Below are 25,177 nucleotides of genomic sequence, written 5' to 3' on the forward strand. Positions count from 1 at the left end.
AAATCTGGACTCCCGTTCGAACACCCAGTTGCATGTCATCGACCCGGCTCCACCACCCGACAGCGAAGAGGGACCTGCCACCATGAGCGACCGCTACCAGGGCTTCGTGTCCACCTCGATCGGGCAGCTGCTCGTGAAGAACCTGGGCCTGCCCAATCCCACCGCGCTGGAGCGCTGGACCGACGGCGCCCCGCTCGTCGACGGTCTCGTCGTGCTCGGCGGGTCCGGCCGGCTGGCCGACGTGCTCCCCACCACCCTCGACGGCCTCGGCATCGCCTCCGCGCGCGAGCTGGGCGAGGGCGCGCGCGCCAAGGCCCTCGTCTTCGACGCGACCGGCATCGAGGACACCACCGCCCTGGTCGAGCTGCAGGAGTTCTTCACCCCGCTGGTGCGGCGCCTCGAGACCTGCCCCCGCGTCGTCGTGATCGGTACGCCGCCGGAGCAGGCCACCGGATCGCAGCGCGTCGCGCAGCGCGCGCTCGAGGGCTTCACCCGCTCCCTCGGCAAGGAGGTCGGGCGTGGCGGCACGGTCCAGCTGGTCTACGTCGCCCCTGCCGCGGACGGAGCGATCGCCTCGACGCTCGCGTTCCTCCTCTCCCCCAAGTCGGCCTACGTCTCCGGCCAGGTGGTCCGGATCGGCGCGCACGGACCGACCACGACCGACGAGGTGGCCGACTGGTCCCGGCCGCTGGCCGGCAAGGTCGCCCTCGTCACGGGCGCCAGCCGCGGCATCGGCGAGGAGATCGCCCGCGTGCTGCACCGCGACGGCGCGACCGTCGTCGGGGTCGACGTCCCGCAGGCCGCCAGCGAGCTCCAGACGCTCATGGCCGAGCTCGACGGCGACCACCTGGTGCTCGACATCACCGCCAAGGACGCGCCGCAGCGGATCGCCCACCACCTCCGCACCCACCACGGTGGCGTGGACGTGGTGGTCCACAACGCCGGCATCACCCGCGACAAGAAGCTCGCCAACATGGCCGCGGACCGCTGGAGCAGCGTGATCGCGGTCAACGTCACCGCCCCGGAGCTGATCACCCGCGAGCTGCTGGACGCCGGCGTGGTCAACCCGGGCGGACGCATCATCGGCGTCGCCTCCATCGCCGGCATCGCGGGCAACGTCGGCCAGACCCACTACGCCGCGTCCAAGGCCGGGGTCATCGGGCTCATCGACAGCCTGCGCGACGAGCTCGGCGACGGCATCACCATCAACGCGGTCGCGCCGGGCTTCATCGTCACGCAGATGACCGCCGCAGTGCCCTTCGCGACCCGCGAGGTCGGCCAGCGCCTCAACGCGATGTCGCAGGGCGGTCTGCCCGTCGACGTCGCCGAGACGATCGCCTGGCTGGCCGGCGCCGGCTCGGGTGCCGTCAACGGCAACGTGGTCCGCGTCTGCGGCCAGATGATGCTGGGCGCCTGATGCCGGGCACGAGGACGCTCGACGGCGAGCCGGGCGGCATCACGACGCTCGTCCGCGCCGCCCTGCCCGCCCTGCCCGTGGTCAACCGGCTGCCGGGCGTGCGCAAGCGCCCGGCAGATCAGTTCGGCGGCCTCACCTGGTCCCGCCGGGGCGTCGTGGTGCAGCGCGCCCGCGTCGACGCGTACGCCGCGGTGTGCGGCTTCCCGCGCAAGGACGTCGTACCCCTCACCTACCCGCACCTGCTGGCGTTCCCGCTGCACACCGCGATCATGGCCGACCCGGCCTTCCCCTACCCCGCCGTCGGGCTGGTGCACGTGGAGAACACGATCACCGCCCACCGCGTGATCGGCGTCGGCGAGGAGGTCGACGTCACGACCGCCGCCGGCATCCCTCGCCCGCACGCCAAGGGGGTCCTCCTCGACTTCGTCACCACCGTCTCCGCCGGTGGTGGGACGGCCTGGGAGTCGACCTCGACCTACCTCCGGCGCGGGCACACGACTGACGGCGAGCCGGGCCCCGGCCTGACCCTGCCGGACCCACCGACCGGCGGCGTGGAGTGGCGGCTGCCGGCCGACCTGGGCCGCACGTACGCCGGGGTGTCCGGCGACGCCAACCCGATCCACCTCTGGCCGCTGACCGCGAAGGCGCTCGGCTTCCCGCGGCAGATCGCCCACGGCATGTGGACCAAGGCCCGCTCGGTGGCGGCGATCGAGAACCGGCTGCCCGAAGCCGTCACGGTCGAGGTGGCGTTCAAGAAGCCGGTCCTGCTCCCCGGCACCGTGGCGTACGCCGCGCGCCGCGAGGACGACGGCTGGGCCTTCGCGGTCAGCAGCCCCCGCGACGGCTCGCCGCACCTGGTGGGGCGTACGACCTCGGCCTGAGCCGCTGCTCCGTCACGGCGTGCGCCCGTCGCGCAGGCGGATCAGGCCCTCCTGCGCGACGGTGGCGACCAGCTCGCCCGACCGCGTGAACACCCGTGCGAGCGCCAGCCCGCGCGCTCCGCCGGCGAACGGCGAGAACTGGTCGTAGAGCCACCACTCGTCGGCCCGGAACGGCCGGTGGAACCAGATCGTGTGGTCGAGCGAGGCGGGCTGCAGCTTGGGCGAGGCGATGTTGATGCCGTGCGGCACCAGGGCGGCGCCGAGCAGCGTCAGGTCGCTGGCGTAGGTGAACGCCGCCGCCTGCGTCGTGGGGTCGTCGGAGAGGGCACCGTCCACCTTGATCCACAGCCGGGCGCGCGCGGCGTGCTCGGCGTCCTCGTCGATCCCCTGGCCGGTCATGCCGACGTGGCGCACGTCGAGCGCCGACCACTCGCGCTCCCAGTGCTCGGCCGTCTCGGGGCCCTGTGCCCGGGCCAGCTCGACCAGCGGGAACCCCTGCTCGGGCGGGACCACGTCGGGCATGCGGTCCTGGTGCTCGAGGCCCGGCTCGGGGACCTGGAAGTTGGCCGTCATGTAGTAGATCGGCCGGCCGTGCTGACGCGCGGACACCCGGCGGGTGACGAAGGAGCGGCCGTCGCGGATGCGCTCGACGTCGTAGACGATCGGGACCGAGGTGTCGCCCGGGCGGAGGAAGTAGGAGTGGAGCGAGTGCAGCACGAAGTCGCCGTCCACGCTGCGGGTCGCGGCCACGACGGCCTGGGCGGCCACCTGCCCGCCGAAGACCCGCTGGCGCGAGGTCTTCGCCTGCGCACCCCGGAAGAGGTCGACCTCGAGCCGCTCGAGGTCGAGCAGGCCGGCGAGCTCCTCGGCGCTGCCGGCCATCAGCGGTCCTCCCAGCCGGCGGCCGGGTCCTCGCCCTCGCCCTTGGAGTCGTCGAGGTCGGCGAGGAACGCCTCGAAGGCGCTGCCGATCTCCTCGCCCGTGGGCAGCGGGCCGTCGCCGGCGAGCAGCGACGAGCCGGCCGCCTCCGCCTCGCGGAAGGAGTCGTACTGCTGCTCGAGCCCGCGCACGACCTCGCCGACCTCGTCGTGGGAGGACAGGTAGCGGTCGACCTCGGTCTCGGTGATCTCGGCGGCCTCGCGCAGATCGCCGAGGTCGATGGTGAGGTGCCCGCCGATCTCGAGGTGCTCGAGCAGCACGAGCGCGGCCTGGGGGTACTCCATCTGCGCGAGGTAGTGCGGGATGTGCGCGACGAACCCGAGGGCGTCGAGGCCCCACTCCCCCAGCCGCAGCTCCAGCAGCGCCTGCGCGCTCGCCGGCACCCGCAGCTCGCCCTGCCACGGGCTCTCGCCCGGCACCAGGTCGGGACGGTTGGCGTGCGGGGTGATCGCGATGGGACGGGTGTGCGGCACGGCCATGGGCACGGCACCCAGGCTCACGGTGCGCGAGACGCCGAAGTGCTCGACGACCTCACGCACGGCACGGATGAAGGCCTCCCACCGGATGTCGGGCTCGGGCCCCGCGAGCAGCAGGAACGGCGTACCGCCGGTGTCGCGCAGCGCGCGCACGACGAGCCGCGGGGCCTCGTAGTCGGCGTAGTGGTCACGCACGAACGACATCGGTGGGCGGCGGGCGCGGTAGTCGTGGAGCGAGTCGACGTCGAAGGTCGCCACGACCTTGCCGTCGGACAGCTCCGCGAGGTGGGACGCCGCGAGCTCGGCCGACTTGCCCGCGTCGAGGAATCCGGTGAGCACGACGACCAGCGTGAGGTCGCCGGCGTCGGCCAGCACCTCGGCATCGTCGACGATGTGCACGAGTCGTTCGGCCATGGCGCCAGCCTAGTGACCGGGCCCGAGTGACCTGACACACACCCGCCCTCGTGGGCAGGCATTGTTACCGAGGGGTAACCTGATCGCGCCCCGTTCCCCGAGCCTGGGAGTAGCCAGTGTCCCGTCCACAGCGTGAGGTCGTCTTCGTCGACGGCGTCCGCACCCCGTTCGGCAAGGCCAAGGGCCAGTACGCCGAGACACGTGCCGACGACCTCGTCATCAAGTCCATCCGCGAGCTGATGCGCCGCAACCCGTCCCTGCCGCCCGAGCGGGTCGACGAGGTGGCCATCGCCGCCACCACCCAGATCGGCGACCAGGGCCTCACCCTCGGCCGCACCGCCGCGCTTCTCGCCGGCCTGCCCCAGAGCGTGCCGGGCTACTCCATCGACCGCATGTGCGCCGGTGCGATGACCGCGGTCACCAACACCGCGTCTGGCATCGCCTTCGGTGCCTACGACGTCGCCATCGCCGGCGGCGTGGAGCACATGGGCCGCCACCCGATGGGCGAGGGCGTGGACCCCAACCCGCGGATCCTCTCCGAGCGGATCGTCAACCCCGACGCCCTCGTGATGGGCAAGACGGCCGAGAACCTCCACGACCGCTACCCCACGATCACCAAGCAGCGCGTGGACGCGTACGCCGTCCGCAGCCAGCAGAAGACCAAGGCCGCCTACGACGCCGGGCTCATCCAGCCGGACCTCGTGCCCGTGGCGACCCGCTCCGCCGAGGCCGGCTGGGGCCTGGCCACCACCGACGAGCCGATGCGCCCCGACACGACCATGGAGTCGCTCGCCGGCCTCAAGACGCCGTTCCGCTCGCACGGCAACGTGACCGCGGGCAACGCCGCCGGCATCAACGACGGCGCCACCGCCGCGCTGCTCGCCGACGAGGAGACCGCCCGCGAGCTCGGCCTCCCGGTCAAGATGCGCCTGGTGACCTACGCCTTCGTCGGCGTCGAGCCCGAGGTCATGGGCGCCGGCCCGATCCCGGCCACCGAGAAGGCGCTGCGCCTCGCCGGCCTCACGATCGACGACATCGAGGCCTTCGAGGTCAACGAGGCCTTCGCCGTGCAGGTGCTGGCGTTCCTCGAGCACTTCGGCATCGCCGACGACGACGAGCGCGTGAACCCCTACGGCGGCGCGATCGCGATGGGCCACCCGCTGGCCTCGTCCGGCGTACGCCTGATGAACCAGCTCGCGAGGGCGTTCGAGGAGCGCCCGGAGGTCCGCTACGGCCTCACGACCATGTGCATCGGCATCGGCATGGGCGGCACCGTGATCTGGGAGAACCCGCACTGGAACGGTTCGCACGACTCGACGGGAGACACCGAGTGAGCACCCCCCACGACCCCAGCATCGTCGAGCGCGCCCGGACGATCGTCTCCGACGCCGAGCGCGTCACCCGCGCGCACCTGCGCACGGTCGCCCTGCCCGGGGCGACGTTCGGCCTGATCACCCTCGACAACGGCGAGGACCACACCAGGCCGAACACCTTCGGCCCCGCGTCGCTGCTCTCGCTCGACGAGGCCGTCGACGCCGCCCTCGCCGACGACACCGTCGACGCAATCGCCGTCACCGGCAAGCCGTTCATCCTGGCCGCCGGCGCCGACCTCACCTCCATCCAGGGCGGCGGCCCCGACGCCGTACGCATCGTGGCGGAGCTCGGGCACGCGGTCTTCCGCAAGCTGCAGGACGGCGGCAAGCCGTCGTTCGGGCTCATCAACGGCCTCGCCCTCGGCGGCGGCCTGGAGGTGGCGCTGCACTGCACCTACCGCACCGTCATGGACTCCGCCCCCGCGCTCGGCCTGCCCGAGGTCATGCTCGGCCTCGTCCCGGGCTGGGGCGGCGCGTGGCTGGTGCCCAACCTGGTCGGTGCGGACAAGGCCGTAACCCTGATCCTCGAGAACCCGCTCAACCAGGGCAAGACGCTGGGCGGGCAGGCGGCGTACGACCTCGGGCTGGCCGACGCGGTCTTCAACGGCGCCGACTTCCTCGAGCAGTCGCTGCTGTGGGCCGCCTCGGTGCTGCGCGGCGAGACGACCGTGGAGCGGCCGGAGGTCGACCGTGGCGACGCGTGGGACGCCGCGATCAGGCGGGCCGAGGGCATCGTGGCCTCCCGGACCGGTGGCGGCTCCCCGGCCGCCGCGAAGGCCGTCGAGCTGATCGCCGCCGCACGCCACACCGACCGTGACGCGGGCTTCGCCGCCGAGGACGACGCCCTGCACGCGCTGTCGCAGACGGCGGAGCTGCTGGCCTCGCTCTACTCCTTCGACCTGGTGCAGAAGCGGGCCAAGCGTCCCGCCGGCGCCCCCGACAAGTCGCTCGCGCGACCGGTCACCAAGGTCGGCATCGTGGGTGCCGGCCTGATGGCCAGCCAGCTCGCGCTGCTGTTCGTGCGCCGCCTCGAGGTGCCGGTCGTGCTGACCGACCTCGACCAGGAGCGGGCCGACAAGGGCGTCGCCTACGTCCACGCCGAGATCGACAAGCTGCTGGCCAAGGGCCGGATCAGCCAGGACAAGGCCAACCGGCACAAGGCGCTGGTCTCCGGCGAGACCGACAAGCAGGTCGCGTTCGGCGACGCCGACTTCGTGATCGAGGCCGTCTTCGAGGAGATGGCGGTCAAGAAGACCGTCTTCGCCGACGTGGAGAAGGTCGTCTCCCCCGAGTGCGTGCTGGCCACCAACACGTCCTCGCTGTCGATCACCGAGATGGCGTCGGACCTCGAGCACCCCGAGCGGGTCGTCGGCTTCCACTTCTTCAACCCCGTCGCGGTGATGCCGCTGCTCGAGATCGTCAAGGGAGAGGCCACCGACGACGCGACGCTGGCCACCGCCTTCGCCACGGGCAAGGCGCTGAAGAAGACGACCATCCTGGTCAACGACAGCCCGTCCTTCATCGTCAACCGGCTGCTCGGGCGGTTCATGAGCGAGGTCGGCCGGATCGTCGACGAGGGCACGCCGGTCGAGGTGGCCGACAACGCCTTCGCCGGCATCGCACCGATGCCGCCCTTCGTGCTGCTCTCGCTCGTCGGCCCCGCCATCGCGCTGCACAACAACGAGACGCTCAGGGGCGCGTTCCCCGACCGCTTCTACGTCTCCCCCGCCCTCGAGCGGATCGTGGCGGCGAGGAAGACGGCCTACTACGGACCCGACGGCGCCCTCGACCCCGAGGTCGAGGCGCTTCTCGAGAAGCCCGCCGACCCGGTGGTGCTGACCGCCGAGGAGGTCCGCGAGCGGACGCTGTCCGGCCTCGCCGAGGAGGCCCGGCTCATGCTCGACGAGGGCGTCGTCGCCGCTCCCCAGGACATCGACCTGGCGATGATCACCGGCGCCGGCTTCTCGTTCTGGAACGGCGGCCTGACGTTCCTGCTCGACGTCGCGGGCATCTCGGAGAAGGCGACCGGCCAGCGGTTCCACTGATCCACCGCGCCCACCGGGCACGCTCAGACGGCTGACCGGGCACTTCCTGCCCCATCACGGGCAGGAAGTGCCCGGTCGGCGTCCGGGACGGGCAGGAACCGCCCGGTCAGGCGGTGCGGTCGGCGTCGGACAGCCCGAGGGTCTCGCCCCGGCCGAGGCGGCTGTGCGAGCGGCCGTAGACGAAGTAGACGACCAGGCCGATGGCCATCCAGATGAGGAAGCGGACCCAGGTCTCGCCGATGAGGTTGAGCATCAGGTAGAAGCACAGCAGCACCGAGAGCGTCGCGATCAGCCCGACCGCGGGCGTGCGGAAGGCGCGCGGCAGGTCCGGACGGGTGCGCCGCAGCACGAGGACCCCGACGCTGACCAGGACGAAGGCGAAGAGGGTGCCGATGCTCACCAGGTCGCCGAGCGTGGCGAAGTCGACGAAGCCGGAGAGCAGCGCGACGCCGATGCCGGTGATCGCGGTGATCCGGTAGGGCGTGCCGAACCTGGGGTGCACCTTGGCCAGCGACCGCGGCAGCAGGCCGTCGCGCGCCATCGCGAAGGCGACGCGCGTCTGCCCCATCATCAGGATCAGCACGACGACGGTGAGGCCGATGGTGGCCCCGACCGAGATCACGTTGCCGATCCACTCGACCCCCGCCTGGTCGAAGGCCGTGGCGAGCGGGGCCGCGTCGTCGGGGTCGATGTCCTTGTAGGACTGCATGCCGGTGATCACCAGGCACACGGCGATGTAGAGCACCGTGACGATCGCGAGCGAGCCGAGGATGCCGATCGGGACGTCGCGCTGGGGGTTGCGGGTCTCCTCGGCGGTCGTGGCGACCACGTCGAAGCCGATGAAGGCGAAGAAGACGATGGCCGCGCCGGCGATCACTCCCCCGATGCCGAACACGGCGGGCTCGAGCCCGAAGATCGTGGTGATGAGCGGCGACTTCCAGAAGTCGGCCTCGCCGCCGCCGGTCGGCTGGCTCTCGGGGATGAACGGCGAGTAGTTGGCCGTCTTGATGTAGCCGACCCCCATCACGATGACCAGGCCGACGACGGCCAGCTTGATCGCGACGATGACCTGGTTGATCCGGCTGGAGAGCTTGATCCCGCCGATGAGCACCGCGGTGACGAGCAGGGCGATGAGCACGGCCGGCAGGTTCACCACACCGTCGCTCGCCGAGGCGAGGGACTCGGGCACCTCGAGGGGCGTGCCCTCGAGGACGTTCTGCAGGTAGCCGGAGAACCCGGCGGCGAGCGCCGAGGCCCCCACGGTGAACTCGAGGACCAGGTCCCAGCCGATGATCCAGGCGACCAGCTCCCCGAACGTGGCGTAGCTGAACGTGTACGCGCTGCCGGCGACCGGCACGGTCGAGGCGAACTCGGCGTAGCAGAGGGCCGCGAGCGCGCACGCCAGGCCGGCGATGAGGAACGACAGGGCGATCGCGGGCCCGGCGTTGGTCGCCGCCACGAGCCCGGTGTAGACGAAGATGCCGGCGCCGATGATCACGCCGACGCCGAAGATCGTCAGGTCGAGGGCTCCGAGGTTCTTCTTGAGCCGGTGCTCCGGTTCCTCCGTCTCGGCGATCGACTGCTCGACTGACTTGGTGCGGAACAGGCTCATGCCAGCAACCTAGGCGGCTGCCGTCGTTACCGTCGAGTCAGGTCAGGCGGGGTGGTCGACCTCGACCAGCGTGACGCCCTCGCCGAGGGCGGTGACGTCCTCGACGATGGCGCGGGCGATGGTCTGCGCGTCCAGGCCGATGCGGGTGAGGATCGCATCGCGCTTGGCGTGGTCGAGGAACTCCTGCGGGATCCCGTGCAGCCGGAACGGCGTGTGCACGCCCTCGTCGTTGAGGGTCTGCAGGAGCACCGCACCGCAGCCGCCGACGCGGCCGTTGTCCTCGATGCTCACGACGAGCCGGTGCTCGCGGGCCAGGTCGATGACGGCCGGGTCGACCGGCTTGACCCACCGCGGGTCGACGACGGTCACGCCGATGCCCTGCGCGGTGAGCCTGGAGGCGACCTCGACCGCGGTGGTGCCCATGGACCCGACCGCCACGACGAGCACGTCCTGCTCGCCCTCGCGGACGAGCACGTCGACACCGCCGACACGGTCGACGGCGGGGATGTCGGCGGGCGGCGGGCCCTTGGGGAACCGGACCACTGTCGGGGCGTCGTCGACCTGCACGGCCTCGTCGAGGAGCTCGTGCAGGCGCGTGACGTCGCGCGGGGCGGCGAGGCGCAGGCCCGGGACCACCTGGAGCATCGACATGTCCCACATGCCGTTGTGGCTGGCGCCGTCGTCACCGGTGACGCCGGAGCGGTCGAGCACGAAGGTGACGCCGCACCTGTGCAGCGCGACGTCCATGAGGACCTGGTCGAAGGCCCGGTTGAGGAACGTCGCGTAGACCGCGAACACCGGGTGCAGCCCACCCATCGCCAGGCCGGCGGCCGACGTGACGGCGTGCTGCTCGGCGATGCCGACGTCGAAGGTGCGCTCGGGGTAGGTCGCGGCGAAGACGTCGAGCCCGACCGGGTGCATCATCGCGGCGGTGATGGCCACGACGTCCTCGCGGCGGGCGCCCAGGTCGACGATGGCCTCGGAGAAGTGGTCGGTCCAGATCTTGCCCTTGGGCTTCTCCGCGCCCGTCTGGACGTCGAAGGGGCCGGGGGCGTGGAACTGGTCGGCCTCGTGGCGCAGCGCCGGGTCGTAGCCCTGGCCCTTGCGGGTGATGGCGTGCACGATCACGGGGCCGTTGAACTTCTTGGCGTGGGTGAGCGCCTGCTCCATGGCGGCGCGGTCGTGGCCGTCGACCGGGCCGACGTACTTGAGGCCCAGGTCCTCGAACAGGCCCTGGGGCGCCAGGGCGTCCTTCATGCCCTTCTTCACCGCGTGCAGCGCGTCGTAGGCCGCGTGGCCGACACCGGGCACGGCGTTGAGCCGCTTCTTGACCAGGTCGAGGACCTGCTCGTAGCGGGGGTTGGTGCGTAGCGAGGTCAGCGCGGTCGCGAGGCCGCCGATCGTCGGGGTGTAGGACCGCTCGTTGTCGTTGACCACGATCACCAGGCGGCTGTTCTGCGCGATGGCGATGTTGTTGAGCGCCTCCCAGGCCATGCCGCCGGTGAGCGCACCGTCACCGATGACGGCCACGACGTGCCGGTCCTCGCCCTTGATGGCGTAGGCCTTGGCGAGCCCGTCGGCGTAGGACAGCGAGGTGGAGGCGTGGGAGTTCTCGACGATGTCGTGCTCGGACTCGGCCTGGCTGGGGTAGCCGCTGACGCCGCCCTCCTTGCGCAGGGTTCCGAAGCCGACGTGGCGCCCGGTGACGAGCTTGTGGACGTAGGACTGGTGCCCGGTGTCGAAGACGACACGGTCGTGCGGCGAGTCGAAGACCCGGTGGATGGCCAGCGTCAGCTCCACGACGCCCAGGTTGGGCCCGAGGTGACCGGAGTTGGTCGCCACCGTGCGGATCATCAGGTCGCGGATCTCCGCGGCCAGCTCGTCCAGCTGCTCCGCCGAGAGGTCGCGGAGGTCGCGCGGTGACGCGATCGAGTCGAGGAGTGCCATGGGGCCCGAGTCTATTTCATGCCAGGTCATGGACCGCCACCGACGGCTCATGGAGGCTCCCCATCCACACCCGGCCGTCGTGCTCCCGCACGCCGGTGACCATGTGGTAGCCCGGTCCGTGACCGGGCGGGGCGAGGTCGAGGTCGTGGACGAGCCGGCCGTCGTCGTCGTAGGCCTGCACGCGGATCGTCCGCGCCGGCTTGGGCTGCAGCGCCTCGGGGATCCTCGTCACCGCCCGGCGCAGCACCATGGGGGCCGAGCCGAGTCGCTCGACCAGGGCGTCCACCGGACTGGCGACCGCCACCCAGATGAGCCCGTCGCTGCCCCGGCTGATGTTGTCGGGGTAGCCCGGCAGGTCGGTGACGAGGTGGTCGCGCTCCCCGGCACGCGGACCGCTGAGCCACAGGCGTACGACGGTCCGCCCGCGGCACTCGGCCACGCAGACGTACGACTCGTCCGCCGCCAGGGCCACCCCGTTGGCGAAGGCGAGGCCGTCGAGGGCGACGGTGACCCTGCCGTCGGGGTCGCGCCGCAGCAGCCGGCCCGTGCGGGTGTCCTGGACGAAGTCGTCCTTCCAGCGAGCGACGCCGAAGTGCAGCGAGGAGTCGCTGAACCAGATGGTGCCGTCACTCGCGACGGCGGCGTTGTTGCAGAACTTCATCGGCTCGCCGTCCACGCGGTCCAGCAGGACCTCGACCGCGCCGGACGCCAGGGAGACGCGGAGCAGGCCGCGCTCGGCGTCGCAGACGGCCAGGTGCTCGCCGTCGAGCAGCTCCAGGCCGAGGGGCCGGCCACCGGTGTCGGCGACCCGCCGGGTGCTGCCGGTGCGGGGGTCGAGCGACCAGATGGCCCCGTCCTCGGTGCCGGTGAGCACCAGGCCGTCGGGCGAGACGACCACGTCCTCGGCCCCCATCGACGGGACGGGGTGGACGGTCAGGCTCGGCGAGGTCATGGCGCCATCGTGGCGTAGAGCCGGCTGGCGAGGAAGGCGGGCACGATGTCGACCGCCGCGGCGCTCAGGTCGAGCCCCCGCGCCACCTCGGGGTCCACGAAGACGATCTGCCGACCCTCGCGGCAGTCGATGTCCGCGTCGGTGAGGTCGGTGCGCGCGGCGAACACCTGCATGAGGTCCCAGGTGCCGTAGGCCTCGCGGTGGTCGACGGCGAACTCACCGAGCAGCGCCAGCTGGTCCGGCTCGAGCCGGACGCCGGTCTCCTCCTCCAGCTCGCGTTCCGCCCCGACGACGAAGTCCTCGCCCGGCTCGAGGTGGCCGCCGGCCAGGCCCCACTTCTCCGGGTCGATCCGGGGGTGCTCGTCGCGCTCCTGCAGCAGGAGCCACCCGCGCGCATCGACGAGGATCACGCCGGCGAAGCGCCGCCTGTGGTCATCCCCGCCGCGCGGGTGCTGCGCGATCCACTCGAGCAGCGCCGGCGCCACGAGAGCCGTCGACGGCACGAGGTCCAGCCCGGGCAGCGGGTCGGGGTCGACGAAGACCATCTGCCGGCCCTCGTGGCACTCCACGTCGCGGTCGGTGAGCGTCGTACGCGCGACGAAGGCGTGGAACCGGAAGGTGCCGCGGTCGGTGGCGAGCTCGAACAGGCCGAGGTCGGTGAGCTCCTCGGGGGCCAGCACCACGCCGGTCTCCTCGGCCAGCTCGCGCGCCGCACCCGTCGCCGGCTCCTCTCCCTCCTCGAGGCCGCCGCCCGGGAAGCACCACATGTCGGGCCAGACCGGGGCGTGCTCGTCCCGCTCCTGCATGAGCACCCGGCCGCGCGGGTCCACCAGCGTCACCTGGACGAAGTCGGTGCGCACCGAGGTGGCGTGCCACTCCCGCACCCGGTCGAGGGTCAGCGCGGCGGCCTGGTGCAGCTCCCGGTCGCCCAGGTCGGACGGGTCGACGAGGAGCACCTGCCGGCCCTCGCCGCACACGAGGTCGTCCTGGGAGACCGACAGGCGCACGGCGAAGAGCTCGAAGACGTCGTCCTCACCGCACGACGCGCTGCGGAACCGGTGGCTGCCGAGGGACTGGAGACGCGCGGGGTCGACGACCAGCCCGGTCTCCTCCTCCAGCTCGCGCACCGCGGCGGTGACGAAGTCCTCCCCCGGCTCGAGGTCACCGCCGGGGTAGCCCCAGCGCTCGGGGTCGTGGGGCGCGTCCTCGTCACGCTCCTGCAGCAGCAGCCGGCCGAAAAGGTCGAACACGGCCACGGCCACGGCCGCGAAGCGATGCATGGCGCGACCCTAGCCACCGGCGGGGGCGGGACCTCACATCCGGACGCGGTAGCGACGACCGCGCAGCGCCTCCTCGACCAGCCCGACCTCGCGGCGTACGCCGAGCAGGCGGGCGTCCTCGAGCTGGAAGGTCTGCACCGCGGCCTCGACGACCGCCTCGTTGGCGACGTCCTTCAGGTCGCCGCGGATCTCGCTGAGCCCGCGCCGGGTCGCCAGCTGCTGCGCCTCGACGTGCAGCACGGCGAAGCGCGCCAGCACCACGACGTGACGCCGCAGCCCGGGGAACCGGCGGTAGTCGGGCGGGCAGAGGTCGAGCAGCCAGCTGGCCGCGGTGGTCTCCCAGTCGGGGGCGTCCGGCGGCCGCACCTGTCGCGGCCAGCCGGGCGGGGCGACGCCGCGGTGACCCTGGGGCGGCGTGGCCCGCCGGGGCGGTTGCGGGACAGGGAACACCGCGCCAGCCTATCGAACGTGTGTTCGATCGCTCGGCGGGGTCAGGAGAGTCCGAGTGCTGCCTCGACCTCGGCCAGGTCGGGGTCGCGGAGGCCGGTGGAGTCGTGCCGCCACCAGACCTCGGGATAGACCACTCGACCCGTCATCCAGCCCTCGAGGGCGAGGGGGACGACCTGGAACGCCGGTGCCGGCACCCGGCGGCTGGGCGCCTCGAAGCCGTGCGCGGCCGCGGGCTCGAAGCCGCGAGCGCCGTAGAAGGACGGGCTGCCCTCGAGGAACATCGCCGGCCTGCCCAGGCCGCGGGCGGCCTCGATCGCGGCGGCGACGAGGGCGGTGCCCGTGCCCCGACCCTGGTGGGCGGGTGCGGTGCTGAGCGGCGAGAGCATGCACGCCGCGACGAGCTCGCGTCGCGCGTCGATCCAGCAGTGGCTCACTCCCACGTGGCCCACGACCTCGCCGTCGACCACCGCCACCCGCTCGGCCAGCAGGTGCTCCCCCGCCCGGACCTCCGCCCAGAGGTCGGCCACCTGGTCCCCGTGCGCCGACCCGCCGGCGCCGAAGGCGGCACGGACCACCTGCAGCACGGCGTCGGCGACGGCCGGACCGGCGGGGCGGATCTCCACGGCCACCACGCGTCAGCCCTCGAGGAAGGACCAGCGCACCTCGCGCTGGGCGTTGTCGACGTTGAGGTCCACCAGGCAGATGCTCTGCCAGGTGCCCAGGGCCAGCTCACCGGCCAGCACGGGGACGGTGCAGTGCGGCGGCACGATGGCGGGCATCACGTGGGAGCGGCCGTGCCCGGGCGACCCGTGCCGGTGCCGCCACCGGTCGTCGGCGGGGAGCAGGTCGCCCAGCGCGGCGAGCAGGTCGTCGTCCGACCCGGCCCCGGTCTCGATCACGGCGATGCCGGCGGTCGCGTGGGGCACGAAGACGTGCAGCAGCCCGTCGCCACGGCCTGCCACGAAGTCGGCCGCGTCGCGGGTCAGGTCGAGCACGACCTCCTCGCCGCCGGTGCGGTAGCTGCGCGTCTCACTCAGCACGGCGCAGCGCCTCCTCGATGCGCTCGACCTTGGCGGTCAGCTGCCCCTCGTGGCCGGGCCGGATGTCGGCCTTGAGGACCAGTCCGACGCGCGGCGACACCTCGGCCACCACGTCGACGGCGCGCTTGACCACGGCCATGACCTCGTCCCACTCCCCCTCGATGTTGGTGAACATCGCGTTGGTCTCGTGGGGCAGGCCGGACTCACGGACGACCCGGACGGCGGCGGCGACCGCCTCGGTGACCGACCCGCTGGGGTCCTGGGCGACGGGCGAGATCGAGAAGGCGACGAGCATGCGGCGAGGCTATCGGAGCCGGTGGCTCGGATCCTGCACGTCGTCAGGCGTTGGTGCCCTCACCCGGCAGGGCGCCGCCGGGATCGGGGGTGCCGCCCCGGCAGGAGACGCCGATCTCCGGCGCCGTCTGGCCGTCGCCGTACTCCTCGAGGAAGAGCCCGAGCCGCTCGTCGTCGGCGCCGTCGAGGCGGAGCTGGGCGCCCCACACGGTGACCACGACGGGCGACGGCAGGTCCTCGCGCGGCGACAGGATGCCGTTGTCCGGCAGCTGGGCTGCGAGCGCGTCCACGTCGTCGTCGGACAGGCCCGGGTCGTGGGTGATCCAGACCGTGCCGTGCTCGAGGTCGTGGACGGCGTTCTCCTCGCGGACCGGCTCGTCGTAGACGCCGCACGCCAGCCACACGGGGTGGTGCGCCCCACCGGCGGGTGGGTCCTGCGGGTAGGTCAGGTCGTCGTCGGTGTGCCTGCGGTCCGTGACGTCCCACGTCTCCACCAGGCTCAGGTCGAGGGCGCGCTGCGCCTGCTCCTCGCCGCGCAGCGCCCGGTCGACGAGCGGCGCGGCGAGCGCTGCGCCGAGCACCAGCGCGGCGGCCACGCTGGCGAGGACGAGCGGCAGGCGCCTGGAGTGCCGCTCCTCGACCGGCTCCGTCGCCCCCTCGAACACCGGTGCGGCGGCGTACGCCTGCTCGCCGGGGTCGCTGTGCGGTTCGGAGTGGGAGTCGGGGTGGGCACCGTCGGGGGTCTCGGTGTCGCTCACCGCGTCAGGCTACCGGCGCCCTCCACGTCGGGGAGCGCCTGCCTCAGCCTCGCGAGTCCGTCGCGGGCCTGGGACTTCACCGTCCCCGGCGCGATCCCGAGCGTCGCCGCGATGTCGGCCTCCGAGAGGTCCTCGTAGTAGCGGAGCACGATCACCGCGCGTTGCCGTGGAGGCAGGGTGGCCAGCGCCGTGCGGACGGCGAGCAGCTCGGCCCGGTCGGGCTCGGCGGCCAGCACGTCGGGGAGGTCGCCGGTGCTGTGCTCACGCCACCGCCGGCGGCGCCACCGGGAGACGTTCTCGTTGACGAGGACCCGGCGGACGTAGGGCTCGGGGTTGTCGGCGATCCTCCGCCACTGCGGGACGACCTTGACGAGCGTGGCCTGGACGAGGTCCTCCGCGTCCTGCGCGTGCCCGGTGAGGAGGTACGCCGTGCGCAGCAGCGCCGCCTGCCGCGCCACGACGAACTCCGTGAAGCCCTCAGGGGTGGCCACGGCGCCGCCTCAGGTCGCGGACGAGGGAGACGAAGAAGACGACGACCACCATCCCGCCCACCCCGACCAGTCGGGGGTCGGGCGCGAACGGCGCGTCGGGCGCCTCCACCACCTCGGCGGTCCACGCCTCCGCCGCCACACTGACCGGCAACGCGCCCCGCAGCTCGAGCAGCTCCGTGCGCGCACCCGTGGTGACGTCGACCGCCGAGACCTGCCGGCCGCGGATCACCTGTGACTCGTCCACGACCGTCGGGATCGACGCCACGACCTCGCTCGGCGAGCGCCACCCCAGCAGGGACTGCGCCCCCACGCCCTCGACCGGCTCCAGGACCACGGTCCCCTCGGTCGCGCTCCCGACGAGGAGCTCCTTGGCCTCGGCGTCGTCGAACACCGCGGCTTCCCGCACCATCAGCGCCGCGACGCGTGTCCCGTCCGTCGCCATCTGGGGATCGAACAGGCCGGCTGTCGAAGGTGCGTCGGGCGGCAGGTCCATCCGCAGCGACACGGGGTCCTCGGCCTCCATCACGCGCTGGAGCCGGAAGGTGCGAGGGAGGGTGACGAACCCCTGCGGTGCGTGGCCGGCCTCGTTGAGGTACAGCGCTGCACGCGGATCCTTGCCTCCGATCACCGACCTCTCGTCCGTCTCGACGTCCCACACGTGGGTCTCGATGTCGGTGCTGGTCCTACCGCTCCCGAGCGGGGTGACCGGCCCTCCCTGCCACCACACGACGTCACCGGCCCAGACGAGACCCTGGACCGCGAGGCCGTGCTCCGACTCGACGTCCCACCGGACCACGTCGCCCGTCTCGAGGTCCACCACGGCGAGCCCCACCACGGGCGTGTCGTCCTCGGTCCCCCCCATCGACATCGGCTCACCGGGGGTCGTCCCCGTCACCCAGTAGGCGAGGCGACGGCCGTCGGCCGACAGCTGGGCATCCGCTTCGGCCGTGGGCAGGGCGCCGGGGAGCTCGAGCCAGCGACCCTCGCCCGTGCCGGCGTCGACACCCCACAGGGCGGCGGAGGACGACCACAGGCCTGCGCGCTGCCCGACGCCGACCGCGGACAACCGGCGGGGCGTCACGGTGAACGCGGGAGTCCAGGCCCCCGGGGCCTCCAGCACGTCGGGCAGCACCATCCGCTGCGACGAGGCGGCGACCGGTGGCTCGACCCGGGCCAGCACCGCAGGCGTCACTGCAGCGGCGAGCACCCCGGCCGCGACGATCGCCGCGAGCACCGACGCCGTACGACGTCCCTGGCGACGCCGTCCGCGCGCCCAGACCGCGTCGGGGTCGACGGTGCCTCCAGGGGCGTGACCGGCCAGTCGCTCGAGCCGGTCGACGACGTCGGTGGGCGGTGCGGACATGGCGGTCTCCTCGCGGGTGCGGACACTCTCACACGTCCACACGCCGCGAGCCCGGCACTTGGTGGGGTGCCGCGGCGAGCTTTCTCAGGCGAGCGCGGCGCGCACGGCCTCGGCGCGGGCGTCGTACTCGTCCTGCGGGATGTCGGGCAGCATGTCGGCCCAGACCGGCAGGTTGGAGCCGCGGAGCTGGAGCACGCCGCGCGGGCGCGCCATCACGTTGACGGAGAGGTGTCCGCTGCCGTTCTCCCACTTGGTGATGTGGGCGTTGCCGACACCGTCGAGCGCGCGGACGGCGGCACACGTGCGCGCGAGCAGGCGGCCGAGCTCGACGTGGCCCGCGTCATCGAGGTCCTCGATGAGCTCGTGCTCACGGGCGACGACGTTGGCGACGAACGGCAGGCTGGTCGCGGCCGGACGGACGACCGCGAGCCGCTCACCCAGGTGGAGCACCTCGGTGTCCCGGCCCAGCGCACGGCAGGTCCGGCAGTCGGCCGGGTCCTGGCGGCGGTCGGGCTCGGGGTCGGCGAACTCGGTCAGCGGCCGCGCCCGCAGGCCGCCGCGCTCGAAGGGGAACACGTCCCAGGCGGGCATCCGCCCGAGCGGCAGGCGGCCGTCGTCACCGACGGCCGCCTGCGCACGCTCGAGGAAGTCCGCCACCTCAGCCCTTGAGCAGGCTGCGGAGGACGTACTGCATGATCCCGCCGTTGCGGTAGTAGTTCGCCTCACCAGGGGTGTCGATGCGCACGGTCGCCTCGAACTCGCTCGTCTCGCCGTGCGCCTGGTCGGTGCCGGGAGCCGGCTCGACCTTGACCGTGACGGTCTTCGGCGTGGTGCCGTCGTTGAGCTCGGTGATGCCGCTGATCGAGATGATCTCGGCACCGGTCAGCCCCAGGTCGTCGGCGGTCTTGCCGGGCGGGAACTGGAGCGGGATGACGCCCATGCCGATCAGGTTGGAGCGGTGGATGCGCTCGTAGGACTCGGCGATGACCGCCTTGACGCCCAGCAGGGCCGTGCCCTTGGCCGCCCAGTCGCGCGACGAGCCGGAGCCGTACTCCTTGCCGGCCAGGACGACCAGTGGGGTGCCGGCGGCCTGGTAGTTCTGGCTCGCCTCGAACACCGTGGTGACGTCGCCGTCGGCGGTGAAGTCGCGCGTGACGCCGCCCTCGGTGCCCGGCGCGAGCTGGTTGCGCAGGCGGATGTTGGCGAACGTGCCGCGGATCATGACCTCGTGGTTGCCGCGGCGCGAGCCGTAGGAGTTGAAGTCGCGCTGGTCGACGCCGTGCTCGGCGAGGTAGCGGCCCGCCGGGCTGTCCTTCTTGATGGCACCGGCCGGGCTGATGTGGTCGGTGGTCACCGAGTCACCCAGCTTGAGCAGCACCCGCGCGCCGACGATGTCGGTGACCGGCTCCGGCTCGTCGGGCATGCCGTCGAAGTAGGGAGGCCTGCGGACGTAGGTCGAGTCCTCGTCCCACGCGAAGGTGTTGCCCTCCGGCGTGGGCAGCGAGCGCCACTGCTCGTCGCCGGCGAAGACGTCCTGGTAGCTGGAGTCGAACATGTCGGAGCTGATCGCCTGCGCGATCACGTCCTCGATCTCCTTGGCCGTCGGCCAGATGTCGCGCATGAAGACATCGTTGCCGTCGGTGTCCTGACCCAGCGGGTCGTTGAACAGGTCGACGTCCATCGAGCCGGCCAGCGCGTAGGCGACCACCAGCGGCGGCGATGCCAGGTAGTTCATCTTCACGTCCGGGTTGATCCGGCCCTCGAAGTTGCGGTTGCCCGACAGCACCGACACGACCGCGAGGTCGTTGGCGTTGACGGCCTGGCTGACCTCGGGGATGAGGGGACCGGAGTTGCCGATGCAGGTGGTGCAGCCGTAGCCGACGAGGTTGAAGCCGAGCTTGTCGAGGTAGGGCGTGAGGCCCGACTTCTCGTAGTAGTCGGAGACGACCTTGGAGCCCGGGGCCAGCGTCGTCTTGACCCACGGCTTGCGCTGCAGGCCCTTCTCGACGGCCTTCTTGGCGACCAGCGCGGCACCGATCATCACCGACGGGTTGGAGGTGTTGGTGCACGAGGTGATCGCCGCGATGGTCACGGCGCCGTGGTCGATCTCGAACTCGGTGCCGTCGGCCAGCGTGACCGACGCCGTGTTGCTCGGCCGGCTGCCGGACGCGGCGGCCGCGTGGTCGTGCCAGTCGTCCGGGTGCCCGCTGCCGTTGCCGCCACCGCCGCCGCCGTTGGAGGCGGGCGCGTCGCTGGACGGGAACGACTCGGCCGAGGCCTCGTCGACGCGCGAGGTGACGCCCTCGGGCTGCTCCTGCTGGGGCACGCCCGGCTTGCGGTCGTCGCCACCGGTGACGCCCTCGCTGACGTAGTCGGCGAGCGCCGTGCGGAACGCCTCCTTGGCCTCCGACAGCGACACGCGGTCCTGCGGGCGCTTGGGGCCGGCGAGGGACGGGACGACGGTCGCCAGGTCCAGCTCGAGCCGCTCGGAGTAGCGCGGCTCGGCCTCGGGGTCGTGCCAGAGGCCCTGCTCCTTGGCGTACGCCTCCACGAGCGCGAGCTGCTCGTCGTTGCGGCCGGTGAGCCGGAGGTAGTCGATGGTCTGCTCGTCGATCGGGAACACCGCGATCGTGGAGCCGAACTCCGGGCTCATGTTGCCGATCGTGGCGCGGTTGGCCAGCGGCAGCACGGAGACGCCCGGACCGTAGAACTCGACGAACTTGCCCACCACGCCGTGCTCGCGCAGCATCTCGGTGATGGTGAGGACCAGGTCGGTCGCCGTGGCGCCCTCGGGCAGGTCACCACTGAGCTTGAAGCCGACGACGCGCGGGATCAGCATGGAGACGGGCTGGCCGAGCATCGCGGCCTCGGCCTCGATGCCGCCCACGCCCCAGCCGACCACGCCGATGCCGTTGACCATCGTGGTGTGGGAGTCGGTGCCGACGCAGGTGTCGGGGTAGGCCACGCCGTCGCGGACCATCACGACGCGCGCGAGGTGCTCGATGTTGACCTGGTGCACGATGCCGGTGCCGGGCGGGACGACCTTGAAGTCGTCGAAGGCGCCCTGGCCCCAGCGGAGGAACTGGTAGCGCTCGCGGTTGCGCTCGTACTCGATCTCGACGTTGCGCTCGAAGGCGTCGGCGCTGCCGAAGACGTCGGCGATGACGGAGTGGTCGATGACCATCTCGGCCGGCGCCAGCGGGTTGATCCTGGTGGCGTCGCCACCGAGCTCGGCCATCGCCTCGCGCATGGTGGCGAGGTCGACGACGCAGGGGACGCCGGTGAAGTCCTGCATGATCACGCGCGCCGGCGTGAACTGGATCTCCTGGTCGGGGTCGGCGCTCGCCTCCCAGCCGGCGATGGCCTTGATGTGGTCGGCGGTGATGTCCGCGCCGTCCTCGGTGCGGAGCAGGTTCTCCAGCAGCACCTTGAGCGAGAAGGGCAGGCTCTCGACGTCGAGGCCCTCGCCCTTCACCGCGTCGAGGCGGTAGATCTCGTAGGACTGTCCGTCCACGTCCAGGGTGCCCTTGGCACCGAAGCTGTCCTGACTGGCCATCAGCCACATCTCCTCGGGGAGTTCGCGGGTTCGCGTCCATCTTGCCGTCGCACGTGGAGGGACGGGAAGGCAGGCGACCCTAAGTTCGGGCAACGACTTCTCTCGACATCAAGATACATGATGTCGAGGGGTACGCCAACCGGCCGTCGACCCGCCCGTCAGGAGATGCCGGCCCTCGCGTCGAGGTGCTGGAGCAGCTCGTGCGCCGCGAGCTCCACCTGCTTGTGCCGCCACTCCGAGGCCCGGTAGACGCACGCGATGAGCGCGGACCGGTGCACCCGCCGCAGGTCGCCGACGACGAACGCGTACCGCGCCTTCGTCTCGTCGTTGGCGCCCTCGGTCAGCCCGAGGTGCCAGCCGGCGTAGTCCTCCCAGGAGTGCCGCTCGAGGAACGCGTTCTCGGCCTCCGCATTCGGCTGCACCCGTCCCCAGTCGCTGTCGAGGACGTACTGGCGGGCGTCGATCAGCTCGCGGGCACGGGCGACGGCGGCCGGGTTGACGGCGTAGGTGGCCATGGCGCCACCCTCCCCCGCCCGCTCCCGCCTGACAAGCAGCCAGGTGACGCCCTCACGGGCTCAGCGGTGGACCGGCTCCAGCAGCGCGACGCACTCCACGTGGTGCGTCATCGGGAACAGGTCGAAGGCCCGGATCGCGGCGAGGGCGTAGCCGTGCTCGGCGAAGATCGCGACGTCGCGACCGAGCGCAGCGGGGTCGCAGGCGACGTACGCCACCGCGCGCGGGCGGCGGTCGACGACCTGCTCCACCACGGCGCGCTTGGCGCCCTCGCGGGGAGGGTCGAGGACCACGAGGTCGAACGGCTCGTCGAGGCCCGCGCGCAGCACCTTGTCCGTCGGCCCGCACTCCACGGCGGCCCGATCGAGCCCGGCGAGGTTGGCGCGGGCGTGCTGGCACGCGGTGCGGTCGGCCTCGACCGCGACGACCCGCGCCGCGGTCGCCTCGCCGACGAAGCGGGCGAAGAGGCCGACGCCGGCGTAGAGGTCGAGGGCCCGCTCCCCCGGCGCCGGCCGCAGGAGGTCCAGCACGGCACCGACCAGCGCGCCCGGCGCCTCGGGGTGGACCTGCCAGAACCCGTCGGAGGCCACGCTGAACGGGACGGTGGAGCTGCCGGTCGTCACGTCGTGCGACGTCATGGCCTCCGGCTCGCCGGGCGACCACTCGCCCTGACGTCCGGGCTCCACGCCGGGACGGGGCCGTGCCTCCTCGACCGCGATCAGGCAGTCGTCGACCGGCACGAGGTGGTGCGAGCGGTGCCCGCGCATGGCGGGGCGTCCGTCCGGCAGCACCGCGTAGCGCTGGCGGGTGCGCCACCGCAGCCCGTCGTCGGGGCGACCCGCAACGGGCAGCGCCTCCACCTGCAGGCCGCTCACGAGCTCCGACGCCGGGTCGAGCCTGCCGAGCCGGACGAGCTGCTCGCGCACGACGGCCGTCTTGAGGTCGCGCTGCACGGGCAGGGCGACGTGCTGGAAGTCGCAGCCGCCGCAGAGCCCGGGGCCGGCATAGGGGCAGGGCGGGACGACGCGGTGGGGCGAGGACTCCACGACCTCGACGGCGTCGGCGCGCCAGAACCGGTCGCCGTCGGTGCCCTCGGTCACCTCGAGGACCACGCGCTCACCGGGGATCGCGTGGCGGACGAAGACCACGCGCGACTCCGGCTCCGGGAGCCGCGCCACGCAGTGCCCGCCGTGGGCGACCGGGCCCACCTCGGCCTCGAAGCGCTCCCCCACCCGCGAGCGGCCGCGTGCCTTGCGGGGACGGTTCGTACGACGGCTCACGTGTCGTCACCCGGACGCGACCGGCCACCGCGGGAGGTCACCCGTCCGCGCCGCAGGTCGCCGGCGTGGACGCGGCCCTCGTCGCGCTTCCCCCGCTCCTGGGCGACCTGGGACGAGCGCAGCTGGTAGGGCACCGAGATCACCATGACGCCCGGGGTGAAGAGCAGCCGGCCCTTGAGCCGCAGCGCGGTCTGGTTGTGCAGCAGCTGCTCCCACCAGTGGCCCACGACGTACTCGGGGATGTAGACCGCGACGACCCCACGCGGGCTGGCGCGGCGGATCTCCTGGGTGTACTCGACGATCGGGCGCACCACCTCGCGGTAGGGCGAGTGCAGCACCTTGAGGGGGATGTCGAGGTGCCGCTCGTCCCACTCCTCCAGCAGCCGGCTGGTGGCCTTGGCGTCGATGCTGACGTAGATCGCCTCGAGGACGTTGGGGCGGGTGGCCCGGGCGAAGGCGAGGGCGCGCAGCGTCGGCTTGTGCAGCTTGGCCGCCAGGACGATGGCGTGGACGCGGGTCGGCATCACCTTGTCCTGCTCGTCCGCCGCGAGCTCGAGCTCGACGCGGGCGTAGTGGCGACCGATGGCCTGCATGCCGAGGAAGAAGAACCCCATCGCCAGGATGGTGATCCACGCACCGGCGAGGAACTTCGTCACCAGGACGATGACCAGGACGACCGCGGTCATCCCGAGCCCGAAGGTGTTGATCGCGCGCGAGCGCAGCATCCGGCGGCGCTCCGCCGGGTCGGTCTCGGTGCGCAGGTGCCGGGTCCAGTGGCGGATCATGCCGAGCTGGCTGAGGTTGAACGAGACGAACACGCCCACGATGTAGAGCTGGATGAGCTTGGTGGTCTCGGCGTCGAAGGCCCAGATCAGCAGGATCGACATCGCGGCGAGGAAGACGATGCCGTTGCTGTAGGCCAGGCGGTCGCCCCGCGAGCCCAGCGAGCGCGGCGCGAGCCCGTCCTGGGCGAGGATCGAGCCGAGGACCGGGAAGCCGTTGAAGGCGGTGTTGGCGGCCAGCACGAGGATGATGCCGGTCACGCTGACGACGAAGTAGAAGCCCGGCGAGAAGTGGTCGAACACCCCGGCGGCGATCTGCGAGATCACCGGGTGCTGCTCGTAGCCCTCGGGCAGCGCCCCGCCCCCCGCCGTACGCAGCCGCTCGAGGTGGTGCGGGTCGACGAACCGGATGCTCATCTGCTTGGCCAGCACGATGACGCTCATCATCATCGAGATCGCGATGAGGCCGAGCAGGAGGAGGGTGGTCGCCGCGTTGCGGCTCTTGGGCCGCTCGAAGGCCGGCACGCCGTTGCTGATCGCCTCGACGCCGGTGAGGGCCGCACAGCCGGACGAGAAGGCCCGGGCGAGCAGGAACATCAGGGCCACCTGGGTGAGCGGGCCGTCCCATCCCGGCTCGGGCTCGATGACCAGCTGGGCGCTCTCCGCCTCGGGCAGGTCGCCGGCCAGCAGGCGCAGCAGGCCGTAGGCGCACATGCCGAGGATCGCGGTCATGAACAGGTAGGTCGGCACGGCGAAGAAGGCACCGGACTCCCGCACCCCGCGCAGGTTCATCGCCGTGAGCAGCACGATCGCGACGACCGCCACGGTCACCTCGTGCCCGATCAGGGACGGCACGGCGCCGGCGGCGTACTGCGCGGCCGACGAGATCGACACCGCCACGGTGAGGACGTAGTCGACCAGCAGGGCGCTCGCCACGGTGACGCCGGCGTTGCGGCCGAGGTTGACCGTGGCCACCTCGTAGTCGCCGCCGCCCGAGGGATAGGCGTGCACGGTCTGGCGGTAGGACGCGATCACGGTGAGCATCACGACCGCCACCGCCAGGCCGATCTTCCACGACCAGACGTAGGTCGAGGCGCCGGCGACGGCGAGCATGATGAAGATCTCGTCCGGTGCGTAGGCGACGGACGAGAGGGCGTCACTGGCGAAGACCGGCAGGGCGATGCGCTTGGGCAGCAGGGTCTCCCCGAGCTGGCTGCTCCGCAGCTTGCGACCGAGCAGGATGCGCTTGGACACGTCGCCGACACTCACAGGCGGGAAGCCTAGACCCGCGACCACCGTGATCCACGCTGGGAT

At 72.3% G+C, this 25,177-nt stretch carries 22 protein-coding genes; 4 read left to right on the forward strand and 18 right to left on the reverse strand.

Features of this window, described 5'->3' with window-relative positions:
- Positions 1 to 82: 82 nt before the first annotated feature.
- Both HN031_RS16605 and HN031_RS16610 read left to right on the forward strand, forming a co-directional pair.
- Positions 83 to 1,417, forward strand: a complete 1,335-nt coding sequence (locus HN031_RS16605; RefSeq protein WP_172272575.1) for a 3-oxoacyl-ACP reductase — start codon at positions 83 to 85, stop codon at positions 1,415 to 1,417.
- Positions 1,417 to 2,298 carry a MaoC/PaaZ C-terminal domain-containing protein gene (locus HN031_RS16610; RefSeq protein ID WP_172272578.1) on the forward strand — a complete coding sequence of 294 codons (882 nt, stop codon included), beginning with the start codon at positions 1,417 to 1,419 and terminating at the stop codon, positions 2,296 to 2,298. Before HN031_RS16605 ends, HN031_RS16610 begins: the two co-directional genes overlap by 1 nt.
- Positions 2,299 to 2,310: 12 nt before the next feature.
- Here the strand turns inward: HN031_RS16610 and HN031_RS16615 are convergent, their stop codons facing one another.
- Together HN031_RS16615 and HN031_RS16620 are read right to left on the reverse strand one after the other, a co-directional pair.
- Complete coding sequence (locus HN031_RS16615) at positions 2,311 to 3,180, reverse strand: acyl-CoA thioesterase II (protein WP_172272581.1); 870 nt, start codon at positions 3,178 to 3,180, stop codon at positions 2,311 to 2,313.
- Positions 3,180 to 4,127, reverse strand: a complete 948-nt coding sequence (locus tag HN031_RS16620; protein ID WP_172272584.1) for a PAC2 family protein — start codon at positions 4,125 to 4,127, stop codon at positions 3,180 to 3,182. Before HN031_RS16620 ends, HN031_RS16615 begins: the two co-directional genes overlap by 1 nt.
- 116 nt (positions 4,128 to 4,243) lie before the next feature.
- On the opposite strand from HN031_RS16620, the gene HN031_RS16625 reads away from it, so the two are divergent.
- Both HN031_RS16625 and HN031_RS16630 read left to right on the forward strand, forming a co-directional pair.
- Positions 4,244 to 5,461 (forward strand): thiolase family protein, encoded by a 1,218-nt coding sequence (locus tag HN031_RS16625; RefSeq protein WP_172272587.1) that lies wholly within the window; start codon positions 4,244 to 4,246, stop codon positions 5,459 to 5,461.
- Positions 5,458 to 7,545, forward strand: a complete 2,088-nt coding sequence (locus HN031_RS16630; protein WP_172272590.1) for a 3-hydroxyacyl-CoA dehydrogenase NAD-binding domain-containing protein — start codon at positions 5,458 to 5,460, stop codon at positions 7,543 to 7,545. The genes HN031_RS16625 and HN031_RS16630 overlap by 4 nt, the downstream gene beginning before the upstream one ends.
- A gap of 106 nt (positions 7,546 to 7,651) precedes the next feature.
- Here the strand turns inward: HN031_RS16630 and HN031_RS16635 are convergent, their stop codons facing one another.
- The 16 genes from HN031_RS16635 to HN031_RS16720 all read right to left on the reverse strand — a co-directional run bounded on the left by HN031_RS16635 (position 7,652) and on the right by HN031_RS16720 (position 25,132).
- A complete protein-coding gene (locus HN031_RS16635) occupies positions 7,652 to 9,157 on the reverse strand; it encodes an amino acid permease (RefSeq protein ID WP_172272594.1) in 1,506 nt (501 codons plus the stop codon).
- A 42-nt stretch (positions 9,158 to 9,199) separates the two neighbouring features.
- Positions 9,200 to 11,104: a 1-deoxy-D-xylulose-5-phosphate synthase gene (gene dxs, locus HN031_RS16640; RefSeq protein WP_172272597.1), complete on the reverse strand. Its 1,905-nt coding sequence runs from the start codon at positions 11,102 to 11,104 to the stop codon at positions 9,200 to 9,202.
- 16 nt (positions 11,105 to 11,120) lie between these two features.
- Positions 11,121 to 12,056 carry an SMP-30/gluconolactonase/LRE family protein gene (locus HN031_RS16645; protein ID WP_172272600.1) on the reverse strand — a complete coding sequence of 312 codons (936 nt, stop codon included), beginning with the start codon at positions 12,054 to 12,056 and terminating at the stop codon, positions 11,121 to 11,123.
- The gene (locus tag HN031_RS21660) at positions 12,053 to 13,336 is read right to left on the reverse strand and encodes an NUDIX domain-containing protein (protein ID WP_253943491.1); all 1,284 of its coding nucleotides are present in this window, start codon (positions 13,334 to 13,336) and stop codon (positions 12,053 to 12,055) included. The genes HN031_RS16645 and HN031_RS21660 overlap by 4 nt, the downstream gene beginning before the upstream one ends.
- A 33-nt stretch (positions 13,337 to 13,369) precedes the next feature.
- Positions 13,370 to 13,786 (reverse strand): hypothetical protein, encoded by a 417-nt coding sequence (locus tag HN031_RS16665; protein ID WP_216652518.1) that lies wholly within the window; start codon positions 13,784 to 13,786, stop codon positions 13,370 to 13,372.
- Between the two features lie 41 nt (positions 13,787 to 13,827).
- The gene (locus HN031_RS16670; RefSeq protein ID WP_172272603.1) at positions 13,828 to 14,418 is read right to left on the reverse strand and encodes a GNAT family N-acetyltransferase; all 591 of its coding nucleotides are present in this window, start codon (positions 14,416 to 14,418) and stop codon (positions 13,828 to 13,830) included.
- A 3-nt stretch (positions 14,419 to 14,421) separates the two neighbouring features.
- Positions 14,422 to 14,826, reverse strand: a complete 405-nt coding sequence (locus HN031_RS16675) for a YjbQ family protein (protein WP_172272606.1) — start codon at positions 14,824 to 14,826, stop codon at positions 14,422 to 14,424.
- Entirely contained in the window at positions 14,816 to 15,121 is a 306-nt protein-coding gene (locus tag HN031_RS16680; protein WP_172272609.1) for an MTH1187 family thiamine-binding protein, read from the reverse strand. Before HN031_RS16680 ends, HN031_RS16675 begins: the two co-directional genes overlap by 11 nt.
- 43 nt (positions 15,122 to 15,164) lie before the next feature.
- The gene (locus tag HN031_RS22380; protein WP_216652519.1) at positions 15,165 to 15,878 is read right to left on the reverse strand and encodes a DUF3105 domain-containing protein; all 714 of its coding nucleotides are present in this window, start codon (positions 15,876 to 15,878) and stop codon (positions 15,165 to 15,167) included.
- Entirely contained in the window at positions 15,875 to 16,369 is a 495-nt protein-coding gene (locus HN031_RS16690) for a SigE family RNA polymerase sigma factor (RefSeq protein WP_172272612.1), read from the reverse strand. Before HN031_RS16690 ends, HN031_RS22380 begins: the two co-directional genes overlap by 4 nt.
- Positions 16,356 to 17,732: a hypothetical protein gene (locus HN031_RS16695; protein ID WP_172272615.1), complete on the reverse strand. Its 1,377-nt coding sequence runs from the start codon at positions 17,730 to 17,732 to the stop codon at positions 16,356 to 16,358. The genes HN031_RS16690 and HN031_RS16695 overlap by 14 nt, the downstream gene beginning before the upstream one ends.
- 84 nt (positions 17,733 to 17,816) lie before the next feature.
- Entirely contained in the window at positions 17,817 to 18,389 is a 573-nt protein-coding gene (locus tag HN031_RS16700; protein ID WP_172272618.1) for a hypothetical protein, read from the reverse strand.
- 1 nt (position 18,390) lies between these two features.
- Positions 18,391 to 21,288 (reverse strand): aconitate hydratase, encoded by a 2,898-nt coding sequence (locus HN031_RS16705; RefSeq protein WP_172272621.1) that lies wholly within the window; start codon positions 21,286 to 21,288, stop codon positions 18,391 to 18,393.
- A 158-nt stretch (positions 21,289 to 21,446) separates the two neighbouring features.
- Complete coding sequence (locus HN031_RS16710; protein ID WP_172272624.1) at positions 21,447 to 21,803, reverse strand: hypothetical protein; 357 nt, start codon at positions 21,801 to 21,803, stop codon at positions 21,447 to 21,449.
- A gap of 60 nt (positions 21,804 to 21,863) precedes the next feature.
- The gene (locus HN031_RS16715) at positions 21,864 to 23,081 is read right to left on the reverse strand and encodes a TRAM domain-containing protein (protein WP_172272626.1); all 1,218 of its coding nucleotides are present in this window, start codon (positions 23,079 to 23,081) and stop codon (positions 21,864 to 21,866) included.
- Entirely contained in the window at positions 23,078 to 25,132 is a 2,055-nt protein-coding gene (locus tag HN031_RS16720; RefSeq protein WP_172272629.1) for an APC family permease, read from the reverse strand. Before HN031_RS16720 ends, HN031_RS16715 begins: the two co-directional genes overlap by 4 nt.
- Positions 25,133 to 25,177: the final 45 nt, after the last annotated feature.

It is taken from the genome of Nocardioides sp. zg-1308 (assembly GCF_013155375.1).
GTDB classification, from domain to species: domain Bacteria; phylum Actinomycetota; class Actinomycetes; order Propionibacteriales; family Nocardioidaceae; genus Nocardioides; species Nocardioides renjunii.

What these genes read in the sequence shown, in the direction of transcription:
- HN031_RS16605 (WP_172272575.1), top strand. Translation starts at nt 83, where the DNA reads ATGAGCGACCGCTACCAGGGCTTCGTGTCCACCTCGATCGGGCAGCTG.
- HN031_RS16610 (WP_172272578.1), top strand. Translation starts at nt 1,417, where the DNA reads ATGCCGGGCACGAGGACGCTCGACGGCGAGCCGGGCGGCATCACGACG.
- HN031_RS16615 (WP_172272581.1), bottom strand. Translation starts at nt 3,180, where the DNA reads ATGGCCGGCAGCGCCGAGGAGCTCGCCGGCCTGCTCGACCTCGAGCGG.
- HN031_RS16620 (WP_172272584.1), bottom strand. Translation starts at nt 4,127, where the DNA reads ATGGCCGAACGACTCGTGCACATCGTCGACGATGCCGAGGTGCTGGCC.
- HN031_RS16635 (WP_172272594.1), bottom strand. Translation starts at nt 9,157, where the DNA reads ATGAGCCTGTTCCGCACCAAGTCAGTCGAGCAGTCGATCGCCGAGACG.
- dxs (WP_172272597.1), bottom strand. Translation starts at nt 11,104, where the DNA reads ATGGCACTCCTCGACTCGATCGCGTCACCGCGCGACCTCCGCGACCTC.
- HN031_RS16645 (WP_172272600.1), bottom strand. Translation starts at nt 12,056, where the DNA reads ATGACCTCGCCGAGCCTGACCGTCCACCCCGTCCCGTCGATGGGGGCC.
- HN031_RS21660 (WP_253943491.1), bottom strand. Translation starts at nt 13,336, where the DNA reads ATGCATCGCTTCGCGGCCGTGGCCGTGGCCGTGTTCGACCTTTTCGGC.
- HN031_RS16680 (WP_172272609.1), bottom strand. Translation starts at nt 15,121, where the DNA reads ATGCTCGTCGCCTTCTCGATCTCGCCCGTCGCCCAGGACCCCAGCGGG.
- HN031_RS16695 (WP_172272615.1), bottom strand. Translation starts at nt 17,732, where the DNA reads ATGTCCGCACCGCCCACCGACGTCGTCGACCGGCTCGAGCGACTGGCC.
- HN031_RS16705 (WP_172272621.1), bottom strand. Translation starts at nt 21,288, where the DNA reads ATGGCCAGTCAGGACAGCTTCGGTGCCAAGGGCACCCTGGACGTGGAC.
- HN031_RS16710 (WP_172272624.1), bottom strand. Translation starts at nt 21,803, where the DNA reads ATGGCCACCTACGCCGTCAACCCGGCCGCCGTCGCCCGTGCCCGCGAG.